This window comes from Tunicatimonas pelagia (assembly GCF_030506325.1).
Taxonomy (GTDB): Bacteria; Bacteroidota; Bacteroidia; order Cytophagales; family Cyclobacteriaceae; genus Tunicatimonas; species Tunicatimonas pelagia.
Genome location: NZ_CP120683.1, coordinates 1,932,931 through 1,957,648 on the forward strand (window position 1 = coordinate 1,932,931; position 24,718 = coordinate 1,957,648).

General features: G+C 49.0%; 19 protein-coding genes. 14 read left to right on the forward strand and 5 right to left on the reverse strand.

Features of this window, described 5'->3' with window-relative positions; translation table 11 throughout:
- Positions 1–169 precede the first annotated feature (169 nt).
- Positions 170–343 carry a hypothetical protein gene (locus P0M28_RS08065; protein WP_302209257.1) on the reverse strand — a complete coding sequence of 58 codons (174 nt, stop codon included), beginning with the start codon at positions 341–343 and terminating at the stop codon, positions 170–172.
- Between the two features lie 470 nt (positions 344–813).
- Here P0M28_RS08065 and P0M28_RS08070 point away from each other — a divergent pair, with 470 nt between their 5' ends.
- The 14 genes from P0M28_RS08070 to P0M28_RS08135 all read left to right on the forward strand — a co-directional run bounded on the left by P0M28_RS08070 (position 814) and on the right by P0M28_RS08135 (position 12,477).
- Complete coding sequence (locus P0M28_RS08070; RefSeq protein WP_302209258.1) at positions 814–1,086, forward strand: hypothetical protein; 273 nt, start codon at positions 814–816, stop codon at positions 1,084–1,086.
- 79 nt (positions 1,087–1,165) lie between these two features.
- Positions 1,166–1,507 carry a hypothetical protein gene (locus P0M28_RS08075; RefSeq protein WP_302209260.1) on the forward strand — a complete coding sequence of 114 codons (342 nt, stop codon included), beginning with the start codon at positions 1,166–1,168 and terminating at the stop codon, positions 1,505–1,507.
- A 3-nt stretch (positions 1,508–1,510) separates the two neighbouring features.
- The gene (locus P0M28_RS08080) at positions 1,511–1,831 is read left to right on the forward strand and encodes a hypothetical protein (protein ID WP_302209261.1); all 321 of its coding nucleotides are present in this window, start codon (positions 1,511–1,513) and stop codon (positions 1,829–1,831) included.
- 29 nt (positions 1,832–1,860) lie between these two features.
- Positions 1,861–4,518: a VirB4 family type IV secretion system protein gene (locus P0M28_RS08085; RefSeq protein ID WP_302209262.1), complete on the forward strand. Its 2,658-nt coding sequence runs from the start codon at positions 1,861–1,863 to the stop codon at positions 4,516–4,518.
- Positions 4,511–5,503, forward strand: coding sequence for a TraJ family protein (locus P0M28_RS08090; protein ID WP_302209264.1), 993 nt, complete (start codon positions 4,511–4,513; stop codon positions 5,501–5,503). The genes P0M28_RS08085 and P0M28_RS08090 overlap by 8 nt, the downstream gene beginning before the upstream one ends.
- Positions 5,504–5,546: 43 nt before the next feature.
- Positions 5,547–6,155: a conjugal transfer protein TraK gene (locus P0M28_RS08095; RefSeq protein WP_302209265.1), complete on the forward strand. Its 609-nt coding sequence runs from the start codon at positions 5,547–5,549 to the stop codon at positions 6,153–6,155.
- Positions 6,152–6,946, forward strand: coding sequence for a hypothetical protein (locus P0M28_RS08100; protein ID WP_302209267.1), 795 nt, complete (start codon positions 6,152–6,154; stop codon positions 6,944–6,946). The genes P0M28_RS08095 and P0M28_RS08100 overlap by 4 nt, the downstream gene beginning before the upstream one ends.
- A gap of 82 nt (positions 6,947–7,028) precedes the next feature.
- On the forward strand, positions 7,029–8,033 hold the full coding sequence (gene traM, locus P0M28_RS08105) for a conjugative transposon protein TraM (RefSeq protein ID WP_302209269.1): 1,005 nt from the start codon (positions 7,029–7,031) through the stop codon (positions 8,031–8,033).
- 3 nt (positions 8,034–8,036) lie between these two features.
- Entirely contained in the window at positions 8,037–8,861 is an 825-nt protein-coding gene (locus P0M28_RS08110) for a hypothetical protein (RefSeq protein ID WP_302209270.1), read from the forward strand.
- Positions 8,862–8,876: 15 nt separating this feature from the next.
- Positions 8,877–9,692 carry a hypothetical protein gene (locus P0M28_RS08115; protein ID WP_302209271.1) on the forward strand — a complete coding sequence of 272 codons (816 nt, stop codon included), beginning with the start codon at positions 8,877–8,879 and terminating at the stop codon, positions 9,690–9,692.
- A gap of 16 nt (positions 9,693–9,708) precedes the next feature.
- Entirely contained in the window at positions 9,709–10,503 is a 795-nt protein-coding gene (locus P0M28_RS08120; RefSeq protein WP_302209272.1) for a hypothetical protein, read from the forward strand.
- Positions 10,504–10,513: 10 nt separating this feature from the next.
- Complete coding sequence (locus tag P0M28_RS08125; RefSeq protein ID WP_302209273.1) at positions 10,514–11,047, forward strand: hypothetical protein; 534 nt, start codon at positions 10,514–10,516, stop codon at positions 11,045–11,047.
- Positions 11,048–11,057: 10 nt separating this feature from the next.
- Positions 11,058–11,459 carry a PH domain-containing protein gene (locus P0M28_RS08130; RefSeq protein WP_302209275.1) on the forward strand — a complete coding sequence of 134 codons (402 nt, stop codon included), beginning with the start codon at positions 11,058–11,060 and terminating at the stop codon, positions 11,457–11,459.
- 34 nt (positions 11,460–11,493) lie between these two features.
- Complete coding sequence (locus P0M28_RS08135) at positions 11,494–12,477, forward strand: hypothetical protein (RefSeq protein ID WP_302209276.1); 984 nt, start codon at positions 11,494–11,496, stop codon at positions 12,475–12,477.
- Between the two features lie 273 nt (positions 12,478–12,750).
- Here P0M28_RS08135 and P0M28_RS08140 read toward each other — a convergent pair whose 3' ends face one another.
- The 4 genes from P0M28_RS08140 to P0M28_RS08155 form a co-directional block, all read right to left on the reverse strand.
- On the reverse strand, positions 12,751–16,083 hold the full coding sequence (locus P0M28_RS08140) for a VCBS repeat-containing protein (RefSeq protein WP_302209277.1): 3,333 nt from the start codon (positions 16,081–16,083) through the stop codon (positions 12,751–12,753).
- Between the two features lie 2 nt (positions 16,084–16,085).
- Positions 16,086–19,619, reverse strand: coding sequence for a VCBS repeat-containing protein (locus P0M28_RS08145; protein WP_302209278.1), 3,534 nt, complete (start codon positions 19,617–19,619; stop codon positions 16,086–16,088).
- Positions 19,620–19,710: 91 nt separating this feature from the next.
- Positions 19,711–21,186 carry a RagB/SusD family nutrient uptake outer membrane protein gene (locus tag P0M28_RS08150; RefSeq protein ID WP_302209280.1) on the reverse strand — a complete coding sequence of 492 codons (1,476 nt, stop codon included), beginning with the start codon at positions 21,184–21,186 and terminating at the stop codon, positions 19,711–19,713.
- A gap of 21 nt (positions 21,187–21,207) precedes the next feature.
- Positions 21,208–24,702, reverse strand: coding sequence for a SusC/RagA family TonB-linked outer membrane protein (locus tag P0M28_RS08155; protein WP_302209281.1), 3,495 nt, complete (start codon positions 24,700–24,702; stop codon positions 21,208–21,210).
- Between the last annotated feature and the right edge of the window lie 16 nt (positions 24,703–24,718).

Genomic DNA, 24,718 nt, shown 5'->3' on the forward strand with positions numbered 1-24,718 from the left:
GATTACTTATCGATAGATTATAACCCTTATAATACGGGTTTATCGCCGAAAGAAAAGTAAATCTACGTATTATCTTGAGAAAAGCCAATTTTTGATTAGGCAGTGAATAGCCTTCTTTGTATCAGGAAAATGTAGGTTTTTAACAAGCTACCCACCAACTCGCATCTTCCTACAGATCGTAGCGTACTGGATCAAAATCCATGGGATAGTCGTCCCTGTCTTCTGCGTAGTCCTCATCATTCTGCTCAATAAGCGTCGCCGCTATTTCGTGAATGGGTTGTCCACAATCCGGACAGAACTTCCAGTCGTATTTCAGGGGCCGCTTACAGTGGGTACATTTCATAGCTTTTACGATTAAGGTGAAACAAATCAGTTTATGATAGCGATCACTCTGGGTTTGGGGGACATTCGTGCCAATGGGGGCTGGCGGGAGGCTAAATAGTGAAACGGTTTACGGTGCGGGCATTGGTTCGATTGGCCACCACTAACCCTACCTTTCGCCTGGCATTGACTGATTGATCCATCCAGACGTATCCTACTACCAACCTGAACTCATCCGCTTCACCTTCCTCTCATCTACTTTTACTTTTGTACTTATCCAACACACAAACTTTTGAAAGGGTAAATATGTAACTATTTTTCTATTAACGCTGATTACTTATTCTTCGAATAATTTGTTATAATTAATTCATAATCAAATACTTAAATAATAGTCAAGCATAAATTTTACATTGATTTACCGCTATTTACTTCACTAAATAAAATTGCACTTTTAAGACCTCAACCAAAATGACACAAAGTCTACCAAGTTTTATGAACGACCCTATCGCCCTGACGGCGATCATTTTGTGGCTGGTACTGCTGTTGCTGACCGTACGTACCCTGAGAAAGTGGAAGAAAGAACATCGTCAGCCAACAATTTTTCAAAAAAATCATCCCAGCATTCCGGTCAAAGTATATAAACTTTCGGAGTTTACCGATGAGCCGGAAACTGTCACCAAGCCCATATCCTCGACTGCTGACACCAAAGCACAAAGGCGAAGCCAGCGGATGGAAGCTTTGCGCCACGCCTGGGATCAAAACTGATACACGCACTTCTTCATTTTTTTACATCTAACCCCTTATTTCCATGAAACCCTTTTTCTGTTTATGCACCACATCTCCGATGAAAACTGCTCTGGTTACCACAGCCAACCGGCGCTGCTATCGCTCTTTGGCTTTGCTGGTCGGGATGCTGCTACTGGTCACCCCTTCCTTTGGGCAAGCATTAGTAGAAAATGCTATGGCTAGTATCCGCACCTGGATTATTGTCATCCTGAACGTGGCCTTTTTAATTGGTATTGCTATCGGCATTTTTAAAGCGGCGATGAAATTCTTTACCGGAGCTCCCGACAAGATTGAGTTTATGATCGGGATGGTAATTGCCATTGCCCTGTTCGGTGGCTTTCAATTTATCGTTGATGACCTGGCTACGTTCTTAGGCGGAGACATTGTTCTGGATCCTTGATGCATGAAAACTTTTAAGACGATTGAAAAAAAAGCCCAACTGCTGGGATTGCCTATGCAGGATCTGTTTGCCTTGCTCTTTGGTCTTTCGCTGGCCATGGTGGCAGGCATCATCCTGAACTTTTTCATCGCCGTCTCCAAGTACTACTTTTTAGCGGTGTTGGTCTCGGTGGTTGGTGCTTTCTTTCTGTTGAAGCGCATCAACCGGCAAAAGCATCCGAGCTTTTTGTTCTCGTACCTTTCCTACCGCCTGTGGCAAGTCCGTAGGCTAGAAGTCTGGGAAAGTCCGCGCATTCGCCGAAAACCTAAGCGTCGTCCATCCTAACCCAGTGATCTAAGCATTTTAAAAGTATCATGTTACTTACGAAAACAGTAAAAAAGTCTCGCAAATCAGCGTACCTACGCCAAAAACTGCCCGTATTCACCCTGGAAGAAAACAAGGTGGTCTTCCGCGACGGACGGGTCGCGGTGGGTTTTCGGGTGTACGGGGCTCCCCTGGAATCCTGGACCGAAAGCGACTATGAGCAGGCCAACGAACTGCTGACCCAGCAGTTGAAGATGCTGCCGGTCGGTACCGTTTTGCAAAAAACGGACATCTACTACGATCATGAGTGGGGCGCCACCCGGTGGTCTCACGATAAGTATCGCCCGGATAATGCCCCTTCAGGCTATTACGAAGGTAAGCTCTACGAACACTTCTTCGCTCGTTTAGCGCTGCTGCACGAAGGCTATTTATTTCTGTCGTTTCCCTCTAAGTCACGGCACCGTTTGAAGCGCACGAATCCGATTACCAGTCTCTTTGCCCAGGAGGCGATAATTAAGAATCCGTTTGAACGGGTGGACGAACTGCTGCAGGAAGCCGAGGCGACCGCCACCGAATTCGTCAGTGGTCTGTACGGATTAAAGCACGTAGCTTTTCAACGCCTGGAAGAGGAAGCATTAAACACCTTATTCGTTCGATACATCAACCTGTCATTTAGCGAAGGGGGCGAGCGGCTGAACCGGGTCGTCTATAACGATCAATCAGCCTTGGTCGTGGGTGAAAAGAAAGCCAATATCATCACGATGACCGGGCAGGGCAGTGAAGTATTTGCCAGTGTCAAAAACCACTATCGGGTGACCAGCCCCTTTAGCTATCCGCTCGCCCAGTATATGCAGTTTCCCCACGTGGTCACCCAGTGTATGCTGGTGGAAGATACCGAACGAGAACTGAAAGCCCTGGACTTTGAGCGCAAACTCAACGATTCGATGGAGTGGCTCACCACCCAGGACCATGAGCTAAAGGCTGAAGAACTGGACGAGTTCACCGCCTACGTTCGTTCGGGCAGCGCCGGGCTGGTGAGCCTGCATCTTTCGGTACTGGTATTTGAAAGTGACGAGCGACTCCGGAAGTCCTACGCCGAACGGAGCGTCGCGGCCCTACGCCAGATGTACGGGGCAGAGACCCTGATTGAGTCCTACGACACGGCCAATATGTTCTTTGCCTCACTACCCGGAAACGGTTTCCAGCACTACCGTTGGCTGACGACTTCTTCCGAAATAGCTTCGTGCTACCTGCACTTTGTGACTTCGTTCACCGGAGACAAACGGGGCGACTATCTCTGTGATCGCTTTCGCAATCTGCTACGGGTCAACCTGTTCAATACGGACCTAGCTAACCAGAACTGCGTGGTGATTGGCCCCTCGGGTTCCGGTAAGTCCTACACAATGGGGAATTTCATTGCCCAGCGATTGGAACGGGGAGCCCGGCAGATCATCATCGATAAGGGTGGCACCTACCGCAATGTGATGTACGCGCTGACGGGTCAAAACTTTACCCAGACCTACTTTGAGTACAGTAGCGAAAAGCCGCTGGCCTTTAATCCGTTTCTGCTAGACAAAGACGAGCAGGGCCACTATCAGCTCACCTCAGCCAAGTCCAACTTTTTGATTGCAGTACTCAGCACTATCTGGAAAGGGGGGCAGGGTGACGATGCGGTCGGCCAAGACTTAACTCCCGCCGAACGAGCGATCTTTAAGCTTATCCTACCTCGTTACTACCAGTATCTAGAGGAAGGTAAAGACACAGTTTTTCCTGGCATACACTCGTTTTATCATTTTCTTCGTCGGTACCAGTCCGAGCATAGCAGTGAAGCTGACTACCAGCAGGAAATCAGGTACTTTAATGTGGAGCAGTTTCTCATTGTGCTCAAACCCTTCGTATCAGGCGAGTACAAGGAAGTGCTCAATGCCGCCTACGAATTAGACATCAGTGAACAACCGCTAGTCTGCTTTGATCTGGATAAAATCAACAGCGATCCGGTGCTGTACCCGGTCGTAACCCTATTGATTACCGAACTGGCCCTGGATCAGATCCGTAAGTTCCCAGATCAAATCAAGTACCTGTACTTAGACGAAGCCTGGGCGATGCTGTCGGGTAAACTCAAGGAGTTCATCGAAGACTTATTTAGAACAATCCGTAAGAATAACGGCTCGGTGAATATTATCACCCAGGGACTGGCGGAGATCAAAAAGTCTAGTGTAGGCGAAGCGGTGCTGGTCAACGCTGATACCAAGATTACTCTCAAGCATCAGGATAAAAGATTGATCCAGGAACTTGCCGCGCACTTAGGTTTCACCGAGCACGAAGTAGATTTGATTCAATCCATGCGGGTAGAACAAGACTATCGGGAGCTGTTCATCAAGCAAAGCGAAGAAGCTCGGGTGTACGTACTGGAAACCTCGCCCCACCTGGATGCAGTCCTTTCATCTAAGCCTGCCGAACGAAATTACTTACGCAAGCTGGTTGAACGCTACCAGGGTAACTTGCCCTACGCGGTGAATCAGTTTGTCGAGAGCAAAGCGCGAGGGGCTGGGGGCGGGGCGCTGGGCGGCACTCCGCAAGGGGTAGCTAGGGATGAGGTAGGAACAGATAGCACTACTGACCAAGCTCACCGAAGGGAAAACGGTAAACAACCCCAAGCTACGCACCCCCAGCACCAACCACCAAGCCCCCCACCCGCTCATGAATAACGTCGCAGTTACCCCGGAGTTTCTGGCGGCGGTCAACGCGCTGTCGGATAAGACGCACGCTATTGGTCTGGCTATGGTGCCAATATTTTTGATGATCGTGCTTTTCAACCAAGTGTTTGCGGCCTTGGTGTTCAGTGCTCGCTTTCGACTGGATGTGCAACCACTTGTACGCGGACTGGTCATCATCATTGCCCTTACCTTTTACGCCGATTTCTTAGGGGTGATTAGTGGTACGATCAAGGCGTTGTCGGACTTCATTGGTCCTGATAAAACCTTTATGCAAAAATTAGCCGACATGTGGAATTTACTACTGCCCGGAACGCAGGACGGCGGACTGCCCAGCAACATGGAAGAACTCTATCAATCATTTACCCGCCTGATGCAGTTTGATATCGTCAACTGGCTACTGGCCCTGCTAGAGGGTTCGTTCGTGCATATTGTCCGCAAGGGTATTGAGATCATTCGCCTGGTACTACTCGCCTTCCTCTACATCGTCGGCCCCCTGGCGATTGGGCTTTCGGTGATACCGAGTTTTAATAGTTTAGCGATGAAGTGGCTCCAAAGTTACCTGACGGTACAGTTTTGGAGTGTCACGCTCATTATTCTGGATACCTTAGTTAGCCAGTTCAACAGCCTGTACTTTAACGGACTACTCTTTACCAACGAGCTGGGAGCCGCCAACTTTGTGCTGGTGAGTCTGGTGATTGTGATTCTTTACTTTTTGGTACCACACTTAACGAGCTACTATTTGGGCCACTCCCACGCGGCCATCTTTCAGAGCCGGGTGTTCAGTACCGCCTTGCTGGGAACCGGTATGGCCTATCAGGGCGGACGCGCAGTCATGATGGGGGGCAGGGCTGCCCTGGGAGCTGGAGGTGCCGCCTTAGGCCGGGGGCAACAAGCCGTGCGCTATGCCTACCGGCGCTATCGCTACCAGCGGCAATTTAGCGGAGGTGTGCAACCAGGGAGAACCTACGATTTATAAGCTCAGCAAGAAGTTATTTATTAGTAAAAATACCATCAAAATTATGTCTAAGGTACGAGACTTTAATAAAACCTTTAAAACCATGCGTCTGCTAGCGGTAATCTGCCTGCTCGGCTTTATGGCAGCTACCGTAGCGTTTGCTTTTCTTTACCAGCGGGTGCAGGAGTACTACCAACACCGGACCTACGTCATTACCAGTTGGGGCACCTTTCCGGCCAGTTACTACGACGGCCGTAAGGTATCGCGTATTGAAGTGCAAAACCATATTGAAACCTTCGTCAAAAATATGTTCGCCCACTCGGCCGAGACCTACTACGAGCATATCAATTTTGCGCTGAACCTCATTGACGAGGAATCCGGTAAACGGATTTATCATGACTTCGAAGAAGGCGATGTGCATAAAAACTACGTTCGCTACGGCTCGCATACCGAGATCAAACTGGATTCGGTGGTCATTGATATGAGGCAGCTACCCATTGCCGCTAAGTTCTACGCCTTGCAGGAAGTACACATTGGCGAAAACGTGCGTACCCTGCCCATTGCCGCCAGCTTTCAGGTGCTCCAAGACTACCGGCACGACAAGAACCCTTATGGCTTGCTGCTTACCAACTTTGATTTTATTGCTTACCCAAGAAAGTCGGAAGAACCATGAAACATCTCGTCATAAGTAGCGTGCTTAGCCTTACTCTTTTTCACCTGGGACAAGCCCAGCGAGCCGTATCCCAGGATACCGTCTATGTATCCGATCAAGCAAAATCGTATCTGCTGTTTGACCATCCGGTGAGTTTGGTAGATGTAGGCAACCCTGCTTGGTACGAAGCCCAGATTGAAGGAAATGCCGTACTAGTCGTAGCCCGAGCGGACAGCGTTCCGGCGACTCCGATCTACGCGGTCGTCAATAACGAACCCTTTACGGGTGTGCTGTCCTTTCAGCCACAGCCAAATTCCTTCTACGATTTCCGAGAGGTAAAGACTCCAGCCAGCCAAGCGATAACGGGCGTTAATCCCAGGGTGCTACAAGAACGCCTACGCTCAATGCAAACCCACCTTGATCTACGCTACGGTCAGCAGCAGGAAGGGGGCATTACGTTTCGACTGGTCGGTGTCATGCACGATCTATCGGCGACCTACCTAAAATTCAAAGTAGAAAATCAATCGTCGGTGGTATACCGAACCGATTTTATCGGCTTTCAGCGGCGGCAACGCTACCGGAAAGGTTTCTTCGCCAAAGAAAAGGAGGTCACGTTTCCGATTGAGCCACTGGTCGCCCAAAATATTCATCCGGTGTTGCCCTACTCGGAAGGCTACTATTACTACGCCTTACCACTCTGGGCCTACGGTGCCAAAGAATCCTTGCTCGCCACACTGCGGGAAGAAAGCGGCAGCCGTACATTAACCCTAAAGATTTCGCCCCGCTTAATCCGACGGGCCGACCTTTTCTAATAGCGTGGAGCTGGGAGCATGGGGCGGAGAGTATGTTCCTCTTACCCCACGCTCCCAGCACCCCGCCCCAAACCTCAAACACATGAAAGACTTTAATGAGAATGTCGATGACGAAAGTATTGAGCGAACCGGGCAAGGGTCTGACCGTTTTGATGAGCCAGAGCCGCCCCGGTCATTTACCCAGAAATTGGGGAAAGGACTCGCCCGCTACAGCTTGCTCATTATTGTGGGCAGCGCGGCGGTATCCATCACCTTTTTACATTTTAAAGGGCGCAGCCTGTGGGAATCATTATCCGGGACCCCGCTTCCTTCCTTCTGGCTGGAGGAAGAAGTGGTTGAAAAGGACGTACCGGACAAGACGCAGGTCTACGATGAAACGCTCTCCCAAGAAAAAGAAGCACAGAAAAAAAGGCAGGCACGACCGGAAAAAATCACCAAGCCCTACTGGGAAGGATACGCTACGTCCGATACCGCTACTATCGATGTAGCTGCTCAGCAAAAGGACACTGTTCCAGTAAACCCTCATCCTCCGAAACGAAGAAGAAGGTTACTCCCGGTAAAGACACCGCCTGCCGTTTCTAGTGTTCCGGATACCGTTTCGGTAGCACCGCTCAGCTTGTTTCAGGTAGTACGTGCAGACCGTGCTTCGCCCGGAACCTTTGTCCGTTGTGTGGTGCACGGCGATCAGGAAATCCGTAGCAACGATCGGATTCGCTTGCGCCTGGAAGAGCCGATTACGCTTAATGGCCAAATTATCCCGGTGAATACTATCGTTTACGGCGACGTGCGCCTTTCGCAGAACCGTCTGCAAATTAGTGTGCAGCGGATTGGCCCTCAGCTTGCTTCGCTATCGGTCCATGACCATACCTATCACGCAGGGATTATGCTGGACGAACGAAACAACGTGGTACAGGAAGCGACTCAGACCACTGCTTTCCGGCAGGGAAATCAATCCGCTAATCGGCTTCCGACTCAGGTCGCTTCTGAGCTAGGCCGCAACCTGTTGCAGCAAAGCCGCCGTCGACAGCAAACCGTATTTCTACCCGATGGCTTTCCGCTCTTTATTCACCACCAAAACCTGCAATAAACCATGAAAAACGCTATTTTATTTGTATCTTTCCTACTGCTAAGTAGTCCTGTAGCACTTATCGCTCAAGGAGTTCCGGTCATGGATATTGCCCATATTGCGATGACGGTCGCCAATGGGCAAACGCTAAACGACCAACTGGATAAGTTGGAAGAGCAAGTCGGTATTTCGTATTTGATTGAACGTAAGGTCTCCGATATCTATGACTTGCAGAAAGACTATCAAGAATTTTTAAAACAGGCGGAAACGACAAGAGAGTTGCGCTGGGCGGATTTGGTTTCCAGTCAAGCCCACGCGCTCTCGCTGGAAACGCACATGGATGCCTACGTTCCCGCCTACGAGAACGTCGGTACGCTAATGCAAGCCTACGCCACGCTGGAAGGGATTAACGGAGCACTGGCCTTGTACCAAGAACTGGATGGCTTTGGAGCGGATACCCCGCTGCCACCCAGTTATGCTGCTTTGCAAGTGATGCTCTCGGATTTGTCGGTCAACCGGGGAGCCTTTGACGAGATGGCCTATAAAAAGAAGTTACAGGTAGCGCTCTCGTACAACGAGGTGGCGGAAGACTTGCTGGAAAAAGCGCAGGAGTTAGGTCAGGCATTGCTGGTAAATGAACGCTTTTCGATGACCGAAGGCGAACGACTGGCGAGTATCAAGCAGGCGCACGATTATATTCTGCAAAGCATGGATTTGAAGCTGCAATCCGATCAGTTGGTGCTGGATGTGATGAGCGAAGCCGAGCAAGGTCAGGCCGGGCTACTGAAGCAGTATGAGCAGCAGTTAGAACGGGAAGTGGTAGCGATCACTCCTTTGTATCAGTATTGATAAACGCTAATGACGATGAAAACGCTTTTAGTTATACTTGGCTTGATAATTAGCACGGCCAACCTTCACGCCCAAAAGGTGATTCCGGTCGTGGACTTAATGCTGAAGGATAGCATCGGTGAAAATGCTACACGCAACGGCAAACAATTTGGGTTACTGGAACTCATCCGAAGACAGACGAAGAACACCCGTGATGAAGTAGCCGACACCCGAACGCTTCAGTACGACTACCAAGCCTTTCTGCGACAAACGACCAGCACGGCTTCGCTGGCGATCTCGGACGCTACCACCGAGCAGGAAGCGACGGGAGAGGTGCTGGGTACGGCGCAGCATCTGGGAGATTATTCCTTTGCCGCGGACCTCTATGCGGTGTATCAGGCAGCGGTAGAACCCATGGATAAAAGTGAGGCCCTGTACGAAATCTTAATTCCTTACGATGAAACGATGGTATTTGGTGCGCTATCCTCGTTGGAAGCCTACCAGAAAGCCCGGCAACAAAACGTGATGGCGCTGGAAGAAATGAATAGGCGGCGTAAGTTACAACAAGCTAAAGCCTATCAGCAACGAGCCCAGAGAAAAATAGAAAAAGCAGCGGAGCTGCGCGCACGACTGACCACAGACCAACGCTTTTCGATGACCGAAAGCGAGCGGTTAGAAACGCTTTCTCAGATGCAAAAGACACTGCAAGAAAGTCAGCATCTGAAAGTGAAGGTGGATCAACTGATGCAACAGGTCACCCAGCCTTCGCTTGCTAAAACCCGGGTGCTACACGCCTACGAAAAACAACAAGAGCGATATGCCATAGGGACAACCCTACTGTATCAGGACTAAATCAATCTCAGTCACGATGAAACTTATCACCTATTTTTTCTTTCTGGGGATACTTCCCACAGTAGTGCAAGCACAGGGGGCTTTGGTCATCGACAAAAAAGCGATTGCCAAAAGCGGCGAGAATGTCGCGATAAACTTGGCGAAAGGACAGCAGTACAAGAAAATCCGAGACTTCACGGAAGACATTCACATGCATTACTTCGCGATAGAAGCCTTGCAACAGCAGGTGCTGAACGACTGGAAACAAGCCGAATCCGTTCGGGATTTACACTGGGCTGATTTATCTCGCTCATTATACCTGGCTACTGAATTGGTGAAGGGGCCCATACAACCCGGATTGGAAGTGGATTTTGTTATTGAGCATCCACTGTTTCAGCGTAGTCCGGATGATATCTATCGCGATTTGTTTATGGCGGGCTCTGTCGATGCACTACCGGCGGACTTGACTTCTTTTCAGCAGGCACGGCAAACCGCCCGGTCGCTCACTGGGAGCTTTCACCAACTTGCGGCCGAGCGGAAAGCCTACGGGGCAGTCGCGTTTCAGTATTTGGCCGAAGACCTGATGATGAAAGCCACCGAAATGAATGAGGTACTCAAGCAGCCCGAACGCTTCGCGATGACTGAAGTCGAACGTATTCGCTTGCAATCCTTTTCGGAAGAATATCTGCAACTGGCGGGTGAGTTACTGGAACGTTCTGATCAACTCCTGCTGGATGTCGCCTACGTCCAACCACTGCGAAAGCAAGCAGACCAAACTCACCACCGCCTGGAACGAGCAGCCGTTGCTACGACTCCTTTGTTCAACTATTAACTCCTTTATCATGAAAAATTATCTCAGACTTCTAATCCTAACTATTTTATTATTTGCTACGAATGCCTGTCAACCGGATGAAGAGATCGCTCGGGACGAAAATCACTTGAAGGTATTCCTTCACCAAAAGCAGTGGCAGGTGACGGCCATGACCGCGGTGCCTTCGGATAGTAGTACTACCCAAGACTGGTACGCCTGGCTCCCGGATTGTGTGCGGGATAACGTGTTCATTACTGAGGCTCCCGGTACTGGGGTAGTGGGCGAGATTCATGCCGAGGAAAACGCGGGGCGATGTGCATCCGGTGACTTATCCTATCGCCCCCATATTGCCGGGTGGAAGCTCAACGACACCCACGATATCTTTTCGGTAGACCTGTTTGATACCGGTCACCGAATGCTCTACGGATACGAACTGGAACCCTCGTATCATACCGAAAACTGGCGGGTAGATATCCTGGATGAGCAAATCTGGCAAGTCCAGGTTCGTAAAATTCGGGACAGTGCTGAATACGATGTGATCCTTCGTTTCCAATCAATTCCTTAACATGAGCACGATGGCAACAACGATCCTTTGGCAAGCGCGTCCCTCACCGCTTCAGTACCTGCCACTCTATGTATCTTGTATACTACTACTACCGTTCCCTTGGGCACTGTGGCGGTACCTACAAACCCAAACCACCCGTTACACCCTGACCGAAGAACGGTTGATCGTGACTAGTGGCATATTTCATCAGCAGCAGGAAGAGCTAGAGTTATACCGGGTGAAGGATTATTCAGTCTCTGCTCCCTTGCTTTTTCGCTGGCTAGGCTTGGCGAATGTCCATTTGCTCACGTCGGACCATACGCATCCTGAGTTAGTACTTAACGGCATTCGGGAGGCCGACCGGGTGAAGGAGCTGATCCGCACCCAAGTAGAAACACTACGAACCCAAAAGGGAGTAAGGGAAATTGATTAACGATTTTTTACGCACCGTCTAACTTTTTATTCTCATGGAGCAAGAAAGAAATAAGGACGCAACTTCTCAGCAGGAATTGCAAGCAGTAGGCAAACAAGCGGCCGATGCCCTGCGGGGTTACGGTTATCCGGATATGGCTCAGGAGTATGAGCGAGCGTTGCACCGCTCGGCGTTGTATCCCAAAGATACGCTGGCGCATAGTCGCATGGCCAATGTCGCCCTCAAAGAACTTAATACCCTTTCGGAAGAGCGACAGGGGCGACATCTGGCCCTGAACCGAAACATTGAGGTTCAAGAGAAATTAGAAAACACGCTGTGGAAAATCCAGCAGAAAGATCAGAGCTATCCTATGCCTACGCTATCGCATCAGGGTAAGGAATACCTAAAAGAAAACAGTCAACCCCTGGTCAATGCTGCTTACGAGGTAGACCGCTACTTGCGGGACAAGCGGATACACAGTCAGCCAGAGGCAAAAATGACTTCGCTGGAACGACGGCTGAGTGAGGGCATAGATAAGCATCAGCAGCATCCTTCTACCACCTCGATGACCGAGTTGGAAAAGAACACCCGAACGGGGCTGAGCGAGATGAAGGTGGACTTTCAGCAAACCAAAGAAGCCTTCCGCCAGGAAAACGAACGCTACATTGCCGAGCGAGATTATCTCTCCGAAGCAGGAAAGAAAACCATTCGGCGGGAAGCCGACCAAGGTATCTTTATGATGCCTAACCAGCAGCGGGGCCATACCGTAATGGATACCATTGGCCGAGTGGATGAACAGCTTAATCAGTTTAGTCAGGCAAAAAAGCAAGCCATAAAAATGGATCAACCTGAGCGTAGCAATTCTATGGCCCGTCCACCAAATCACGAGACTTTGCTACCGGAGCCTGCGCTTGATACTACTGATCGATCCATCCGAAATTCGCATCCTCATTTATCCTCCGAGCAGACAGAAAGGTATCAAGCCCTTCAGGGTAGCCATATACTAAAACCGGGGAAGGATAATGAAATTGAGATGTAAAAAGCTCTTTTCCTCATTACGTGCTGTATCTGAGTGATAGAATCAATCACATCGGCTTTCTTTCAAAAGAAAACATTGCCCTCATGTCTACAGTGTGTTTGTTTTAAGAGTCAAGGGTGGGTATGACCGTAAAGAAATGAGGATTAAACCAATGAGTACTAAATAATTTCACTGAAATCTTCATACATGCCAATAAGCTTGGTCTAAGCTTAAAAAAGCATACAAGTCCCCTTTTACAAGATTACCGGATTGAAGAAGGAGCATAAGACACGATTATCGTACTCTGCCTACAACTACCAGCGTGTCGTCGTTACGGGCTATCAATAATCCGAATTGCTGATTGGCTTGCATAAAGGGTACTATCGCTCGGATTTCGCCTCTGATAGCAATACCGCTTTCAGTAGGTGCAGCTACTGAGAAGTGGCCACTGCCGTTACCGGGCATAAACAGTCCGTAGCTGGCATCATTACGGGGAGTTTCCACTTCGGAGTCGTAGAGGTTTCCTCCCAAGAATAAGTCGAGGTGACCGTCTTCGTTTAAATCTTCCAACACCATCGCATTGACCGAAGAAGCCTGCGCGTAATTGGGTAATGGATGCGCTACAAACTTTCCACTTTCGTTTATGAAGACAGTGTTGGCAAAGGTAGTAGCTTGGTATTGCCTTGCATCACTTAGCTTTTCAGAAGAATAAATATCTCCCAAGTTCGCTTGGGCAAAGGCGGTATAGTTGGGTATTTTTTGTTTGATAGAAGGCATCTGCTGAGAGGAGCACTCTCTACCACGCAATGGATACAATTCTCCGTCTTCGTAGTAGCCCAGTACAATATCCAGGCTGCCGTTCTCATCAAAATCATCTGCGTAGACTTTAAATGGCTCTTCCGCTGATGCTTTGTATTTATAGTTTAACCCTAGGTTACCTACCACTACGTCTAGGTCACCATCTTGGTCAATATCTCCTGTTACCACAGCGTTCCACCAACCTACCTGGTTACCCAGGCCGTAGCGATTGCTTGCGTCGCTAAAGATACCACCATCATTCAGCATAAGGGTTACTGACATCCATTCGCCGACAATCACCAAGTCTGGCCAGCCATTACCATCGATGTCACTCCAGGAGGCGTCAGTCACCATACCTGTTTCCGAAAGTTGGGGGGCAATCTCAGTGGTTACATCGGTAAAGAAAGTTCGCTCAGCATTACTATCGTTCCGTAATAAGTAACTGTCAGTAGGAAGTGGGTATTTACCCGGAACCTGCCGTCCGCCAATAAAAAGATCGGTATCACCATCACTATCGAAGTCTTCCGCCCGAACCTGTGACCCACTGACGTATTGCTCAGGTAGTGCTGCTTCCGCCTTAGAAAATTTTCCTTGCTGATTATTGAGATAAAGCCGGTCTTGGTAAGCATTATCTCCGGCAGGCCTTTCATTTCCACCACTTACTACGTAGAGATCAGGAAATTTGTCGTTGTTAGCATCGAGGAAGACAGCGGACACATCTTCGTGAGCTTTATCCTGCACCCAAGTAGTACTAGAAGCTGCTCGGAAGGCACCATTTTTTCCTTGTAGATAGAGACTGCCCGCTACACCCATTGCTCCACCCACGTAAAAATCGTCGAGACCATCCTGGTTTACATCGGCTACCGCCAGTGCCGGTCCGAACTGTGACATTCGGTGGGGAAGCAAAACTTCTCGCTCGAAATCATTAAATTCATTTTCTCGGTGCCGATAACCAGGAGATAGATCCGGCTCTTTTACGGTGAACAATGGTTGCAATTCCTTTCTTAATTCGGTAGAACTGTTTGCATCGCTTTGGGTCACCGTTACTAACTGGTTAGCTGCTACATCGTGCAAAGTTTGATGACGACCATCTGGCCAAACCACTTGAGCAGAATCGACTTTTTCAGTATCACCTAAACCAAAGTGCAGTACGGGCTCTGCTGATGATTGATAGCCTCGACTCAGGTATAAATCCTGGCACTGAAGATTAGCATCAGCGTAGATGCATACCTGGGTTCCAATACCAAAGGGGTTGCTTCCTTCGCCTTCAAATCGGAATTTCAGGAAATTAGCAGCACTGGAAGGGTCTATCACGTTCTCAAAAATGTGCGCTTGGGCATCCAGATTGTTTACGACCATATCTAAGTCTCCGTCCAAGTCCAGGTCGGCGTAAGCGGCTCCGTTGCTGAATCCTCGATAGTTTAGGCCGTAACTGGGGTTCGGGCTACGAAAGGTAAGGTCACCGTTATTTAGAAAAGCGAAATTTTCTACTGGGTGCACCGGAATCTTCTGAAGCAAGCTGAGATATTGGGAAGGATCTATTTTGTTATAAGCCTGCTGAATCCGAAAATAAGCATTAAAGTCGTTGTCATTTACGTTACGACGCATACCATTCGTGATGAAAACATCTTTATGCCCGTCGTTATTCATATCCATTAGCAAAGCTCCCCAACTCCAATCGGTATACGCAATTCCCGCCAACTCCCCGATGTCCATAAAGCTTTCTAAGCCGGTATTGAGCTGAAGGGTATTCTTCATGTACTGGTGGTGTAGCCCCTGGTCAACCGTAGAGTAGAATAGCTCAGGATTCATCGCCGACATATTCACCTTCTGTTGTTCGTTATTGCTCCCCATCATATCCAACTGTATCAGGTCGGAAAAACCGTCGTTATTGATGTCGGCGGCATCGGTGCCCATCCCGAAATTAGACGTGTGACGCATGTATTTAAGAACTTCATTACTAAATGTCCCGTCTTTCTGATTGATGTACAGATAGTCGGGGGAGTTGAAGTCGTTGGAGACGTAAAGGTCCGGCCAGTGGTCGTTATTGAAATCAGCTACGCTCAGTCCGAGAGTAAGCCCGTAATTCAACAATCCTGCTTCTTGGGTAACATCCACAAAATGATCGCCCTCATTGCGATACAGCCGGTCGGATTCTGAAAGCTCCGGGGTGCTTACCTTCTTGGCGAAGAAAGTGCTGTTTTGGCTAAATCCACCGGGAGGATAATTACCTACGTAAAGATCCAGGTCTCCATCACTGTCGTAGTCAAAAAAGACCGACTGTATGGAATGACCATTATCGGCAATTCCCCACTGCTCAGCCTCTTCCCGGAAGGTGTTGTCTTGATTGTTTATGTACAGTAAATTTCTTCGTCCTTCGCGGGGTCCGGCTACGCTTACGTAAATATCCAAAAAACCGTCGTGATTAATATCGACCATCGTAGCCCCGGTAGTCCATCGGTTGTAGATACCTTCCACCCCGGCTAGCTTACCTATTTCGCGAAATTTGAAGCCCCCCTGATTGAGATAAAGCGCATTATGGCTCATGTTGCTGGTAAAATAGATATCGGGCAAAGTATCATTATTGATGTCGCCGATAGCTACTCCGCCACCAAAGTAGATAAACGGATACAGAAAATAGTTAAAGTTTTCTGTCTCGCGGATGTTGTTAGAGAAGTTGACGTTCGTAGCCGCAGCGGATAATCGTCGGTAGTGCTGTGGAGTCGGTTCGGCAGGATTATTACTGACTTCTTCTGGTTCACTGCTCTTTTCGTTACACGATAGTGCAGCTACTATGAACCAACCGCTAATTAATATTCGGTATGTCATAACTACCTAATCTTTCTGCCTTCTCCCTGCGAATTATGGACGATTATTTCCTGCATATTATCGTATAACACCATTATCCGCGACGATTGTGATAAGTAGGTGCTACCGTAGTAAAATTCCCGTTTTGTCTTCCGCCCATCCGAAAAAGTAATTTCTGCAAAGGTATCCAGCGGGTCTAAACAGATGATTTCAGTAGGTGTTGTCAGACCGGAATAATACTGGTAGGCTCTGAGCGGACCGGAATTCGCTCCGGCAACTACTGTTGGCTGATTGTTGACTAAGATGTTGACCAAACCCTTTTGATCACCATTCAGGAAAAGGCCACTTTCAAACGAAGGGGCTGGAGTAAATTCCCCTTGTCCGTCGCCTATAAGTAGCAACCCATCCGAAGCATCGTAGTTGCCGAATACCGGTTCGGCTGAGTACTGGTTACCCGTTAGAACAATGTCTAAGTTTCCGTCCCCATTAATATCCTGAGAGAGCATACCGTACGCCGGGGCAACCTGAGCCTCTAACGGGAGCGGAGTGATGGCAAACTGGCCATTCCCTAGGTTTTCCAGTAAACTACTAGTCAGCATAGTTGCCTCAAGTACTTTAGTATCTTTGCGGTCACTAGGCCGTAACACATCCGAGAAGCCCGCTTCAGCAAACGCGAGATAATTAGCGAAGCGCTTTTTGTAGCCAATCACTTGATCAATCAGCGCATCCCGAGGGTGTATCGGAAACTCTCGCCGGACTCCCTCATCATCTTCGGTGTAGTACGATAAAATGGGATCGATCTCGCCATCTTCGTTAAAGTCTTCGGCATAGAGCCGTACCGGTTCGTCCGGTGAAGCGGTGATGTAGCTATTGAGACCAAAGTTGCCCAGCACGTAGTCAGTATCACCGTCATTATCGTAGTCGCCGGAGGTGATACTGTTCCACCAACCTGCCGTAAATTCAAGTCCGGTATTCTCAGTGTAGGATTCCAGTGTACCCTTTACGTTCACGAAAAACATAATTTCGGTCCATTCCCCAACGGCAATAAGGTCTAACCAACCGTCGCCATTAAAATCCGTCCATAAGGCATCCGATATCATTCCGGCGTGGCGTAAAGCGGATGGAGTTTTATCAATGAGTTTGCCATTATCGTTCATTAGTAAGCTAGAAGTTGGGGACTCAGGATAGTCATCGGGAGAGATTTTTCCCCCTGCAAAAAGATCAATATCACCATCCCGGTCAAAATCAGCCCCCCGGACAGTGCCATTGCTGTGAATGTCCGCCGGTAAATCACCAGAGCGTACCCACTTGCCGCTGGTGTTAATATACAATCTATCTTCGTAAAACTGGGGTTGATGAGGGTGATCCGTACCTCCGCTGGCTACGTACAAATCTAGGTCCTTATCATTGTCTATATCAAACAACAACACGCCCATATCTTCGTAAGCTGAGTCTTCTTCTAGGATCGGTCTTGTCTCAAATTTGCCCTGTTTTTGAATAAACACCGTAGCCTTCTGATGAGCCGCTCCCCCGATGATAATATCGTCCGCTTGGTCGCCGTTGACATCCCCCACTGCCAAGGCCGGTCCTTCGCGGGAGTACATCTTAAGCAGCAACGGATTGTCCTTGAAATCAGTGAAGCGGTTCTCAACGTGCTGGTAGTTCAAACCCAGCGAATCGGATATCTCACGGAAAGTGTATTGCTGCTTATTTAACTTCTGATAGTTTTTTGAGGAAGGTTGGTACTTAATGAGGACTTTCTGATTGGCGGATAAATTCTTACGCACTTGGTAAGAACCGTCGGGCCAGTGTATCTGTAGGCTATCGATCGTTTTGGTACTTCCTAACCCAAAGTGAATAACCTCACTCATACTGGATAAGTACCCTCTTACCGGTGAGTGATAATAGGTTTGTCCTGAACCAGCGGCGAATAAGGTGAGGCGAGTGCCAACCGCATTGGTATTTTTGCCTGGGCCCTGAAGCGTTACTTTCAAGTAATTATTTCCTTCTTCACTATTTTGAACAGTCAGCGTATTGTTTCGGTACAGAAATGCTTCATGACCAAGGTTGTTAACGATCAAGTCCAGATCACCATCGTTATCTAAATCGGCAAAGGCTGCCCCGTGGGAGAAGGAGGGCTCGGCTACTCCCGATTCAGCCGAGATATCGGTTAGTACCATCTCGCCCGTATTTTCGTATAGAAAATTGCTAGCTTTAATGGTGCGTAGATTCGCTAACGCCTCCATCTGGTAGGCGTAGCTATATTCTTCTGAGCCAAACTTTAAATCCTGCTTGAGTCCGGATGAAAAATCCAAATCGGTGAGATCTTTGTAGTAACCGTTGGTAATAAACAAGTCAAGAGTGCCGCTATTGTTAAAGTCAGCCCAGAGTGGGGCCCAGCTCCAATCGGTGGAGTACATACCCGCCAGCGTCCCAATATCGCTAAAATGGAAGTTACCCGCCTGGTCTGGTCCCCGATTAATTTGCAGGGTATTCTTTACGTGCTGAGGAATGTAACCTAGCTCTTTCCGATACTCGAACAGGTCATAGTTGAGCGGAGCCATCATCAGCTTGCGGCGGCGGTTAGATTGAGGTAGCATATCCATGACCGTAATATCCATGAAGCCATCTTGGTTCACATCGGCAATATCGACACCCATACCGTTCTGACTCGCGTGGCGAAGGTATTCACTCGCCTTCTCCTCAAATCCTCCTTGCTGGTTATTGATGTAAAGTAAGTCGTTGGGAAGAAAATCGTTGGCTACGTAAATATCCGGCCAACCGTCGTTATTAATATCGTTAACCGCCACCCCTAACGAATACCCTTCGTTAGTGATGCCTACTTCTTCCGAGATTTCAGTGAAGGTATTATCACCGTTGTTGCGATAAAATAAATCTTGTGTTTCTCTTTTCTGATTACGGGGCCGGGTTTCGTTACGGTTGTTCATCAGTTGGGAGTTCACCGCTACGAACAGATCCAGATCGTTATCCCGATCGTAATCTAAGAAGGCAGCGTGGGTACTGATTATTTGATCGGCTAGCCCGTACTCGGCGGCCTGCTCCTTGAATACAGATATGCCGTTTTGACCAGTTCCCTGATTGATGTACAGTAGGTTAGGTTCACCTTTGCCTACAGTACATACAAAGATGTCCTGCCAGTTGTCGCCGTTAATATCCACGAAGGTAGCCCCGCTCGTCCAGTAGTCGTTCAACACACCAGCCTGCTCGCTAACATCCTGAAACACCAATTCTCCTTGGTTGAGATACAAGCGAGAAGGCACGTGGTTACCTACCAAATAAATATCTTGCCTTCCGTCACTATTAAAGTCACAGACCGCTACGCCCGCTCCGTTGTAGAAGTAGTAATTATAAGCCAGATTAACACTATCGGTTTCAACAACCTGGTTGGTAAAGCTAAGATGGGAATCGGTTGAATTAATCTGGGTAAAGAGGGAAGTATCCGAAAAATTGCAGCAGGTAAGAAGAGCTGCGCTCACGGTAATACCAATTTGGTATACTGTTTTGGAAAGTACACGACACCAACGTCTCTTATACATAGAACGGTTAAGTGAGGTCAGGGGACTATAACACAATCAGCACAAAAACTTAGTTCCTGTGCTGATTGGCAAGCAAGACTACTTATGGAAATTAATTTTGATCCCAACCGGTCAAATCCAACTCTGACGGGGGGATAGGAAATAAATTGTCACTCAGCTCGTAGCCCTGCGGGCCAAGTATTTCTATCGCCCGGTCGCGGTAAACCAGATCGTAGAAGCGTACTCCCTCAAAGGCCAACTCTATGCGTCGCTCTTGTAAGATGATATCACGTAGCGTATTCTGGTCTAACCCGGGACTATTGGTAGCGTTGATTGGTGCCAACCCTGCCCGAGCGCGAATCTGGTTTAAGGGAGCCAGCGCAGCTTCGGTAGGGCCGTTCAGCTCGTTCTCCGCTTCCGCGCGAAGTAGTAGAATTTCACCGAAGCGAATGACCTTCCAGTTGATATCAAACCCGTTATTATTGGTGCCATCTAAGTTGAGGTTCGTATACTTCTTTAAACCGTACGGCCCGGCGTTGCTTAGGTGACTACCCCGAGCCGGGTCGAAGGTATCCGGACCGTACGGGTCCCCCTCACGATAGATAGTAGCCGGCAGTCGTAAATCACCTTCTTCATAATCTTGTACCAAGTCTTCGGAGGGCGACATAAAGGCCCAGCCGGAGCCGTCAACCTGGGGGGAAGCATACCGAGATAGGCCAAACGAATTCCAGTCACCGGCTTCGTTCCAAACGTTGAGCGAGGTGTTGGTCAGCGTATACTGAATCTCAAAGATAGATTCCGAATTATTATTGCCCGTACCATCGAAGTTACTACCATAGTCTTCCGCTAACTGGTAGTTCGCTTCGCTGTTCTCTACCAAATTGATGAAGGCGAGCACATCGTCCCAGCGCCCCTGTAGGGCCGCAATCCGCGCCAGCATAGCATTAGCTGCGCCGGACGTGGCTCGTCCCTGGTTGGCCGCGTCGTAGGTAGCCGGAAGCATCATTGCGGCGGCCTGAAAGTCGGCAATAATAAAGTCCCAAGTCTCCTCTATTGACGTACGGGGCAGAGGCTCGTCACCGACCGACGGCACTTCTTCGTAGAGTGGCATTCCACCAAAGCCCAGCACGAGATTGTAGTAGTGGATAGCCCGTAGGAAGTGGGCTTCACCCAGGATTCGATCCTTTAGTTCTTGCGAAAAGTCGGAGTCTACCACCATGTCGCCGACGTTAACGAGCACTCCGTTAGCCCGGTTCACTCCACCCCAGGCCGAGCGGTAGAACTCCAGGCTTCGGGTATTCTCCGCTGTTACATTATAGTTACCGAACTCCAGATAGCCGGGGCGGTCGCCAGCTCCGAATCCGCCTTTAATGGCATCAGCTCCCGAGATGTTCAGGATCATGGGGTAGTTAAACCCGAAGTAATCTAGGTGCTGAAACCCATCGTAGGCCGCGTTAATGGCCGCGATAGCATCCTGGGCGTTGTTATAGAAGTCAAGTACCGTTAGCGAGTCCTGAGGTTCCTCCTCCAGAAAGTCATCACAGGCTGCCACCCCAATGATCAAGATAAAGTATAATAGCTTTTTCATTTTATAAGTAGTTTTTGCTAATTAAAATCCAATATTTACTCCGACCGTAACGACGCGGGGAATAGGATAGCGACCGTAGTCAACCCCATTCAGCGTGTTACTCGACTCCCCGGCGTTAGGCTCTACCGAAGAACCGATCTCCGGGTCTAATCCAAACTCGTAGTTGTCAAACGTCAACAGGTTCTGTCCGCCGACGTACACCCGAGCTTTCCGCAAATTAATGTTCTCCAACAGGTCGGCGGGCAATGAATAACCAATCTGTAATGACCGTAGTCGCAGAAACGACCCATCCTGAATATAGTAGGTAGAATTGCGGTAGTTGTCGTTGGCATTGTCCGTAGCAATTCGGGGTACGGAGTTGCTGGTTCCTTCGCCCCGCCACACATTTTCGTACAGGGTGGTAAACTTGTTGTCAGGTTTGGTAAAGTCACCCGCCTGCTGAAAAATTTTGGTAAAGATATCGTTGCCCTGCACCCCCTGGAAGGCAAACGACAGGTCAAACCCCTGGTAATTGGCATTAAAAGAAAATCCGTAAGTGAAATCAGGAATCGGATTACCAATGTACGTTCGGTCGTCTTCATCAACGACTCCGTTGTCATCGAGGTCCTTGAATTTGAAGTCGCCAGGAACGGTACCCGAAGACTGGTAATAAATATTCTCTTCAGGATTGGGGTTAAGGGCTTCTATCTCGGCTTGATTCTGAAAGATTCCTTCCACTACATAACCATAGAACGAGCCAATGGCTTGCCCTACATCCGTTCGGGTTGAGATAGCCTCGTCGATACGAACGATCGGGCCACCCTCACCTAGGCTCAGCACTTCGTTGTCAACCGTTGCCAGGTTCGCATTGGCCGACCACTGAAAATCCCCCTCACTTTCCCGAAAGCCCAAGTCAAACTCAAACCCCCGGTTGCGAATCACCCCGGCGTTCACTACCGGAAACTGGGGTACGCGATTCCTTAGGTAGCCGTAGGCGAAGGGTAACGTGCCTTCCAGCAGAATACCGTCGGTTTCCTTGTTGTAGTAGTCAACCGTTAAGGTTAGACGATCCTCAAAGAACGTCAGGTCAGTTCCTACCCCGATCTGGGTAGAGGTTTCCCAGGTAATATCTTCATTAGCGGGTTGAGCCGCGTAGATGCCCGGTACTACAGTTCCTCCGAATGAATACGAAGCATTGTTCACCAGCAAGGGCAGGTACTGAAACGGGGCGATCTCCTGGTTACCCAACTGCCCCCAGCTTCCTCGGATTTTGACTTGGGAGATAATACTACTATTGAAAAAATCTTCGTCAGAGATCAGCCATCCGGCCGATACAGACGGGAAGGTTCCCCACTGATTTTCTCCTGGCTGAAAGCGAGAGGAGCCGTCGCGGCGCACCGTGGCCGATAAAAAATATCGGTCACGAAAGTTATAGTTCACCCTTCCCAAAAACGAAGCCAATGCCCAGTTTCGTAGCTGGCCTCGTACGTCGGTAATCTCGCTGCCGGCATCCAGGGCAATGAGGTCGTTGGAGGGAAACAATTGCCTTCCGGAGCTATGGAACGAAAAAGTAGACTTCTGTTGCGTGGCCCCTACCAGCAGGTCAAGATTATGTCCGTTGCCGAACTCCCGTTCGTAGGATAAAGTGTTTTCTATAAGCCAAATCCACTCGCGTCGGTCGGTACGGCTACCCGAGGAAATCTGCTCCTGAGTGCCGGGAGGGGCCAACCCTACCTGAAATACGTTACTACCTCCGTACAAGAAGTCCCCTCCTAAATTTAAGCGGTAGGTAAGCCCCTCCGTAATGTCGTATTCGGCAAACACATTGCCTAAAAAGCGAAACTCTTCGTTTTCGCGCGTGTTCAAGTCGGTTTGCACCAGCGGATTAGCCCGAATAAAGCTGATACCCACGTTGCCCGGGGCACCCAGTGTTCCATCGGGCAAACGAGCAGGAATCACCGGAGGATAAATGACCGATAACGGTATGGCCGCATTGAAAACCTGGTTCTCAAATATTTGGTTACCCTCGGTGCGCGAGACAGTAGCATTGTTACCAATACGAAACCGTTCGCCCACATCGTTCGTCGTATTAACTCGTAGCGAAAAGCGGTCGAAGCCCGATCCACGAATGATCCCCTCCTGACCGAAGTAGCCCAGCGAAAGAAGATAAGTAGACGTTTCGCTTCCGCCACTGACACTAACCGTAGCATTCTGCATAGGTGCTGTTCGGAATATTTCATTTTCCCAGTTAGTATTGGCCGGGTTGGTAAAAATATTCTGGTCGTCGTCAGGGTTATCGTTAAGGGCATTAAAGTCGCGGATGAACTCCTGATAGGTAGGACCATCCAGCACATCCAAATTTTTCTCTTTGCTCTGAATACCGTAGTAGTAGTCAACGTCGATCTGCGTTTTGCCCGCATGCCCACGTTTGGTAGTAATGATCACCACTCCGTTAGCGGCCCGTGATCCGTAGATGGCTCCGGAAGCGGCATCCTTTAGTACTTCTATTGACTCGATGTCATTCGGGTTAAGGGTGCTAAGTGTATTACCGAATACCGGTATACCGTCAATGACGTAGAGCGGCTCGCTGTTGCCCGGGGTTCCAATACCGCGTACGCGAAGGGAGATAGACCCGCCCGGAGCTCCTGAGTTTTGTGACACTTGCACTCCAGCCACACGACCGGCCATCGCCTGATCGACACTGGGAACCGCTTGCTGGGTAATTGCTTCGGAAGAGATAGAGCTAATGGCACCGGTTACTTCTCGCTTCTCCTGGGTTCCGTAGCCGATTACGACTACTTCTGACAGCGATTGAATGTCGGGTGCTAAGGTTAGGTTAATAACTGACTGACTACCTATTTCCACCTCTTGGGTGAGGTATCCCACGGAGGAAAAGACCAAGGTAGTTGCGTCGTCGGGAGCCTCTATGCGATAATTGCCCTCTACATCCGTTACGGTTCCGATGGTAGTACCTTGTACTAATACATTGACTCCGGGTAAACCCCCGCCTTCTTCGGCATCGGTGACGGTTCCCGTAATCACCTGTTGAATACGAGATATGGACGAAGCTAGATTCCACGACTGGCTCACAACCGAAGCTAAGGATGAAGAATTTGCATCCGATGAATTGTCCTCCTTAAGCGGCCCAATATTGATTTTCTCCACCGGGCGCACATTCAATCTATCGGCCCGAATGATGTAGACTTCATCTACTTTAGTGAAAGTGAGCTGATGAGGCTGGAGGGTTTTCTTTAGCACTTCCTCGATATCGGCTTCCGGACTACCGCCCCTAAATACTCCGGTTGTTTTGCCTTCTAGCAACTTACGCTCGTAAGCAAAATTCACCTTATACGCTACTTCAAGTTGATCTAACAGTTGTTTTAGCGATTGGGTTGGCTTCTGATAGGTAACGTAGGGCTGGGTAACCTCGGAGTAATTTCGGGCTACCAGTTCTTGGCTAAAAGCCTTACCAAGCAGGCAGCACATCAGTAGCAACATGCCTCCGGATTTTTGAATAAGTGGTACAGTAATTTTCATATAGGTTGGTTTAAAT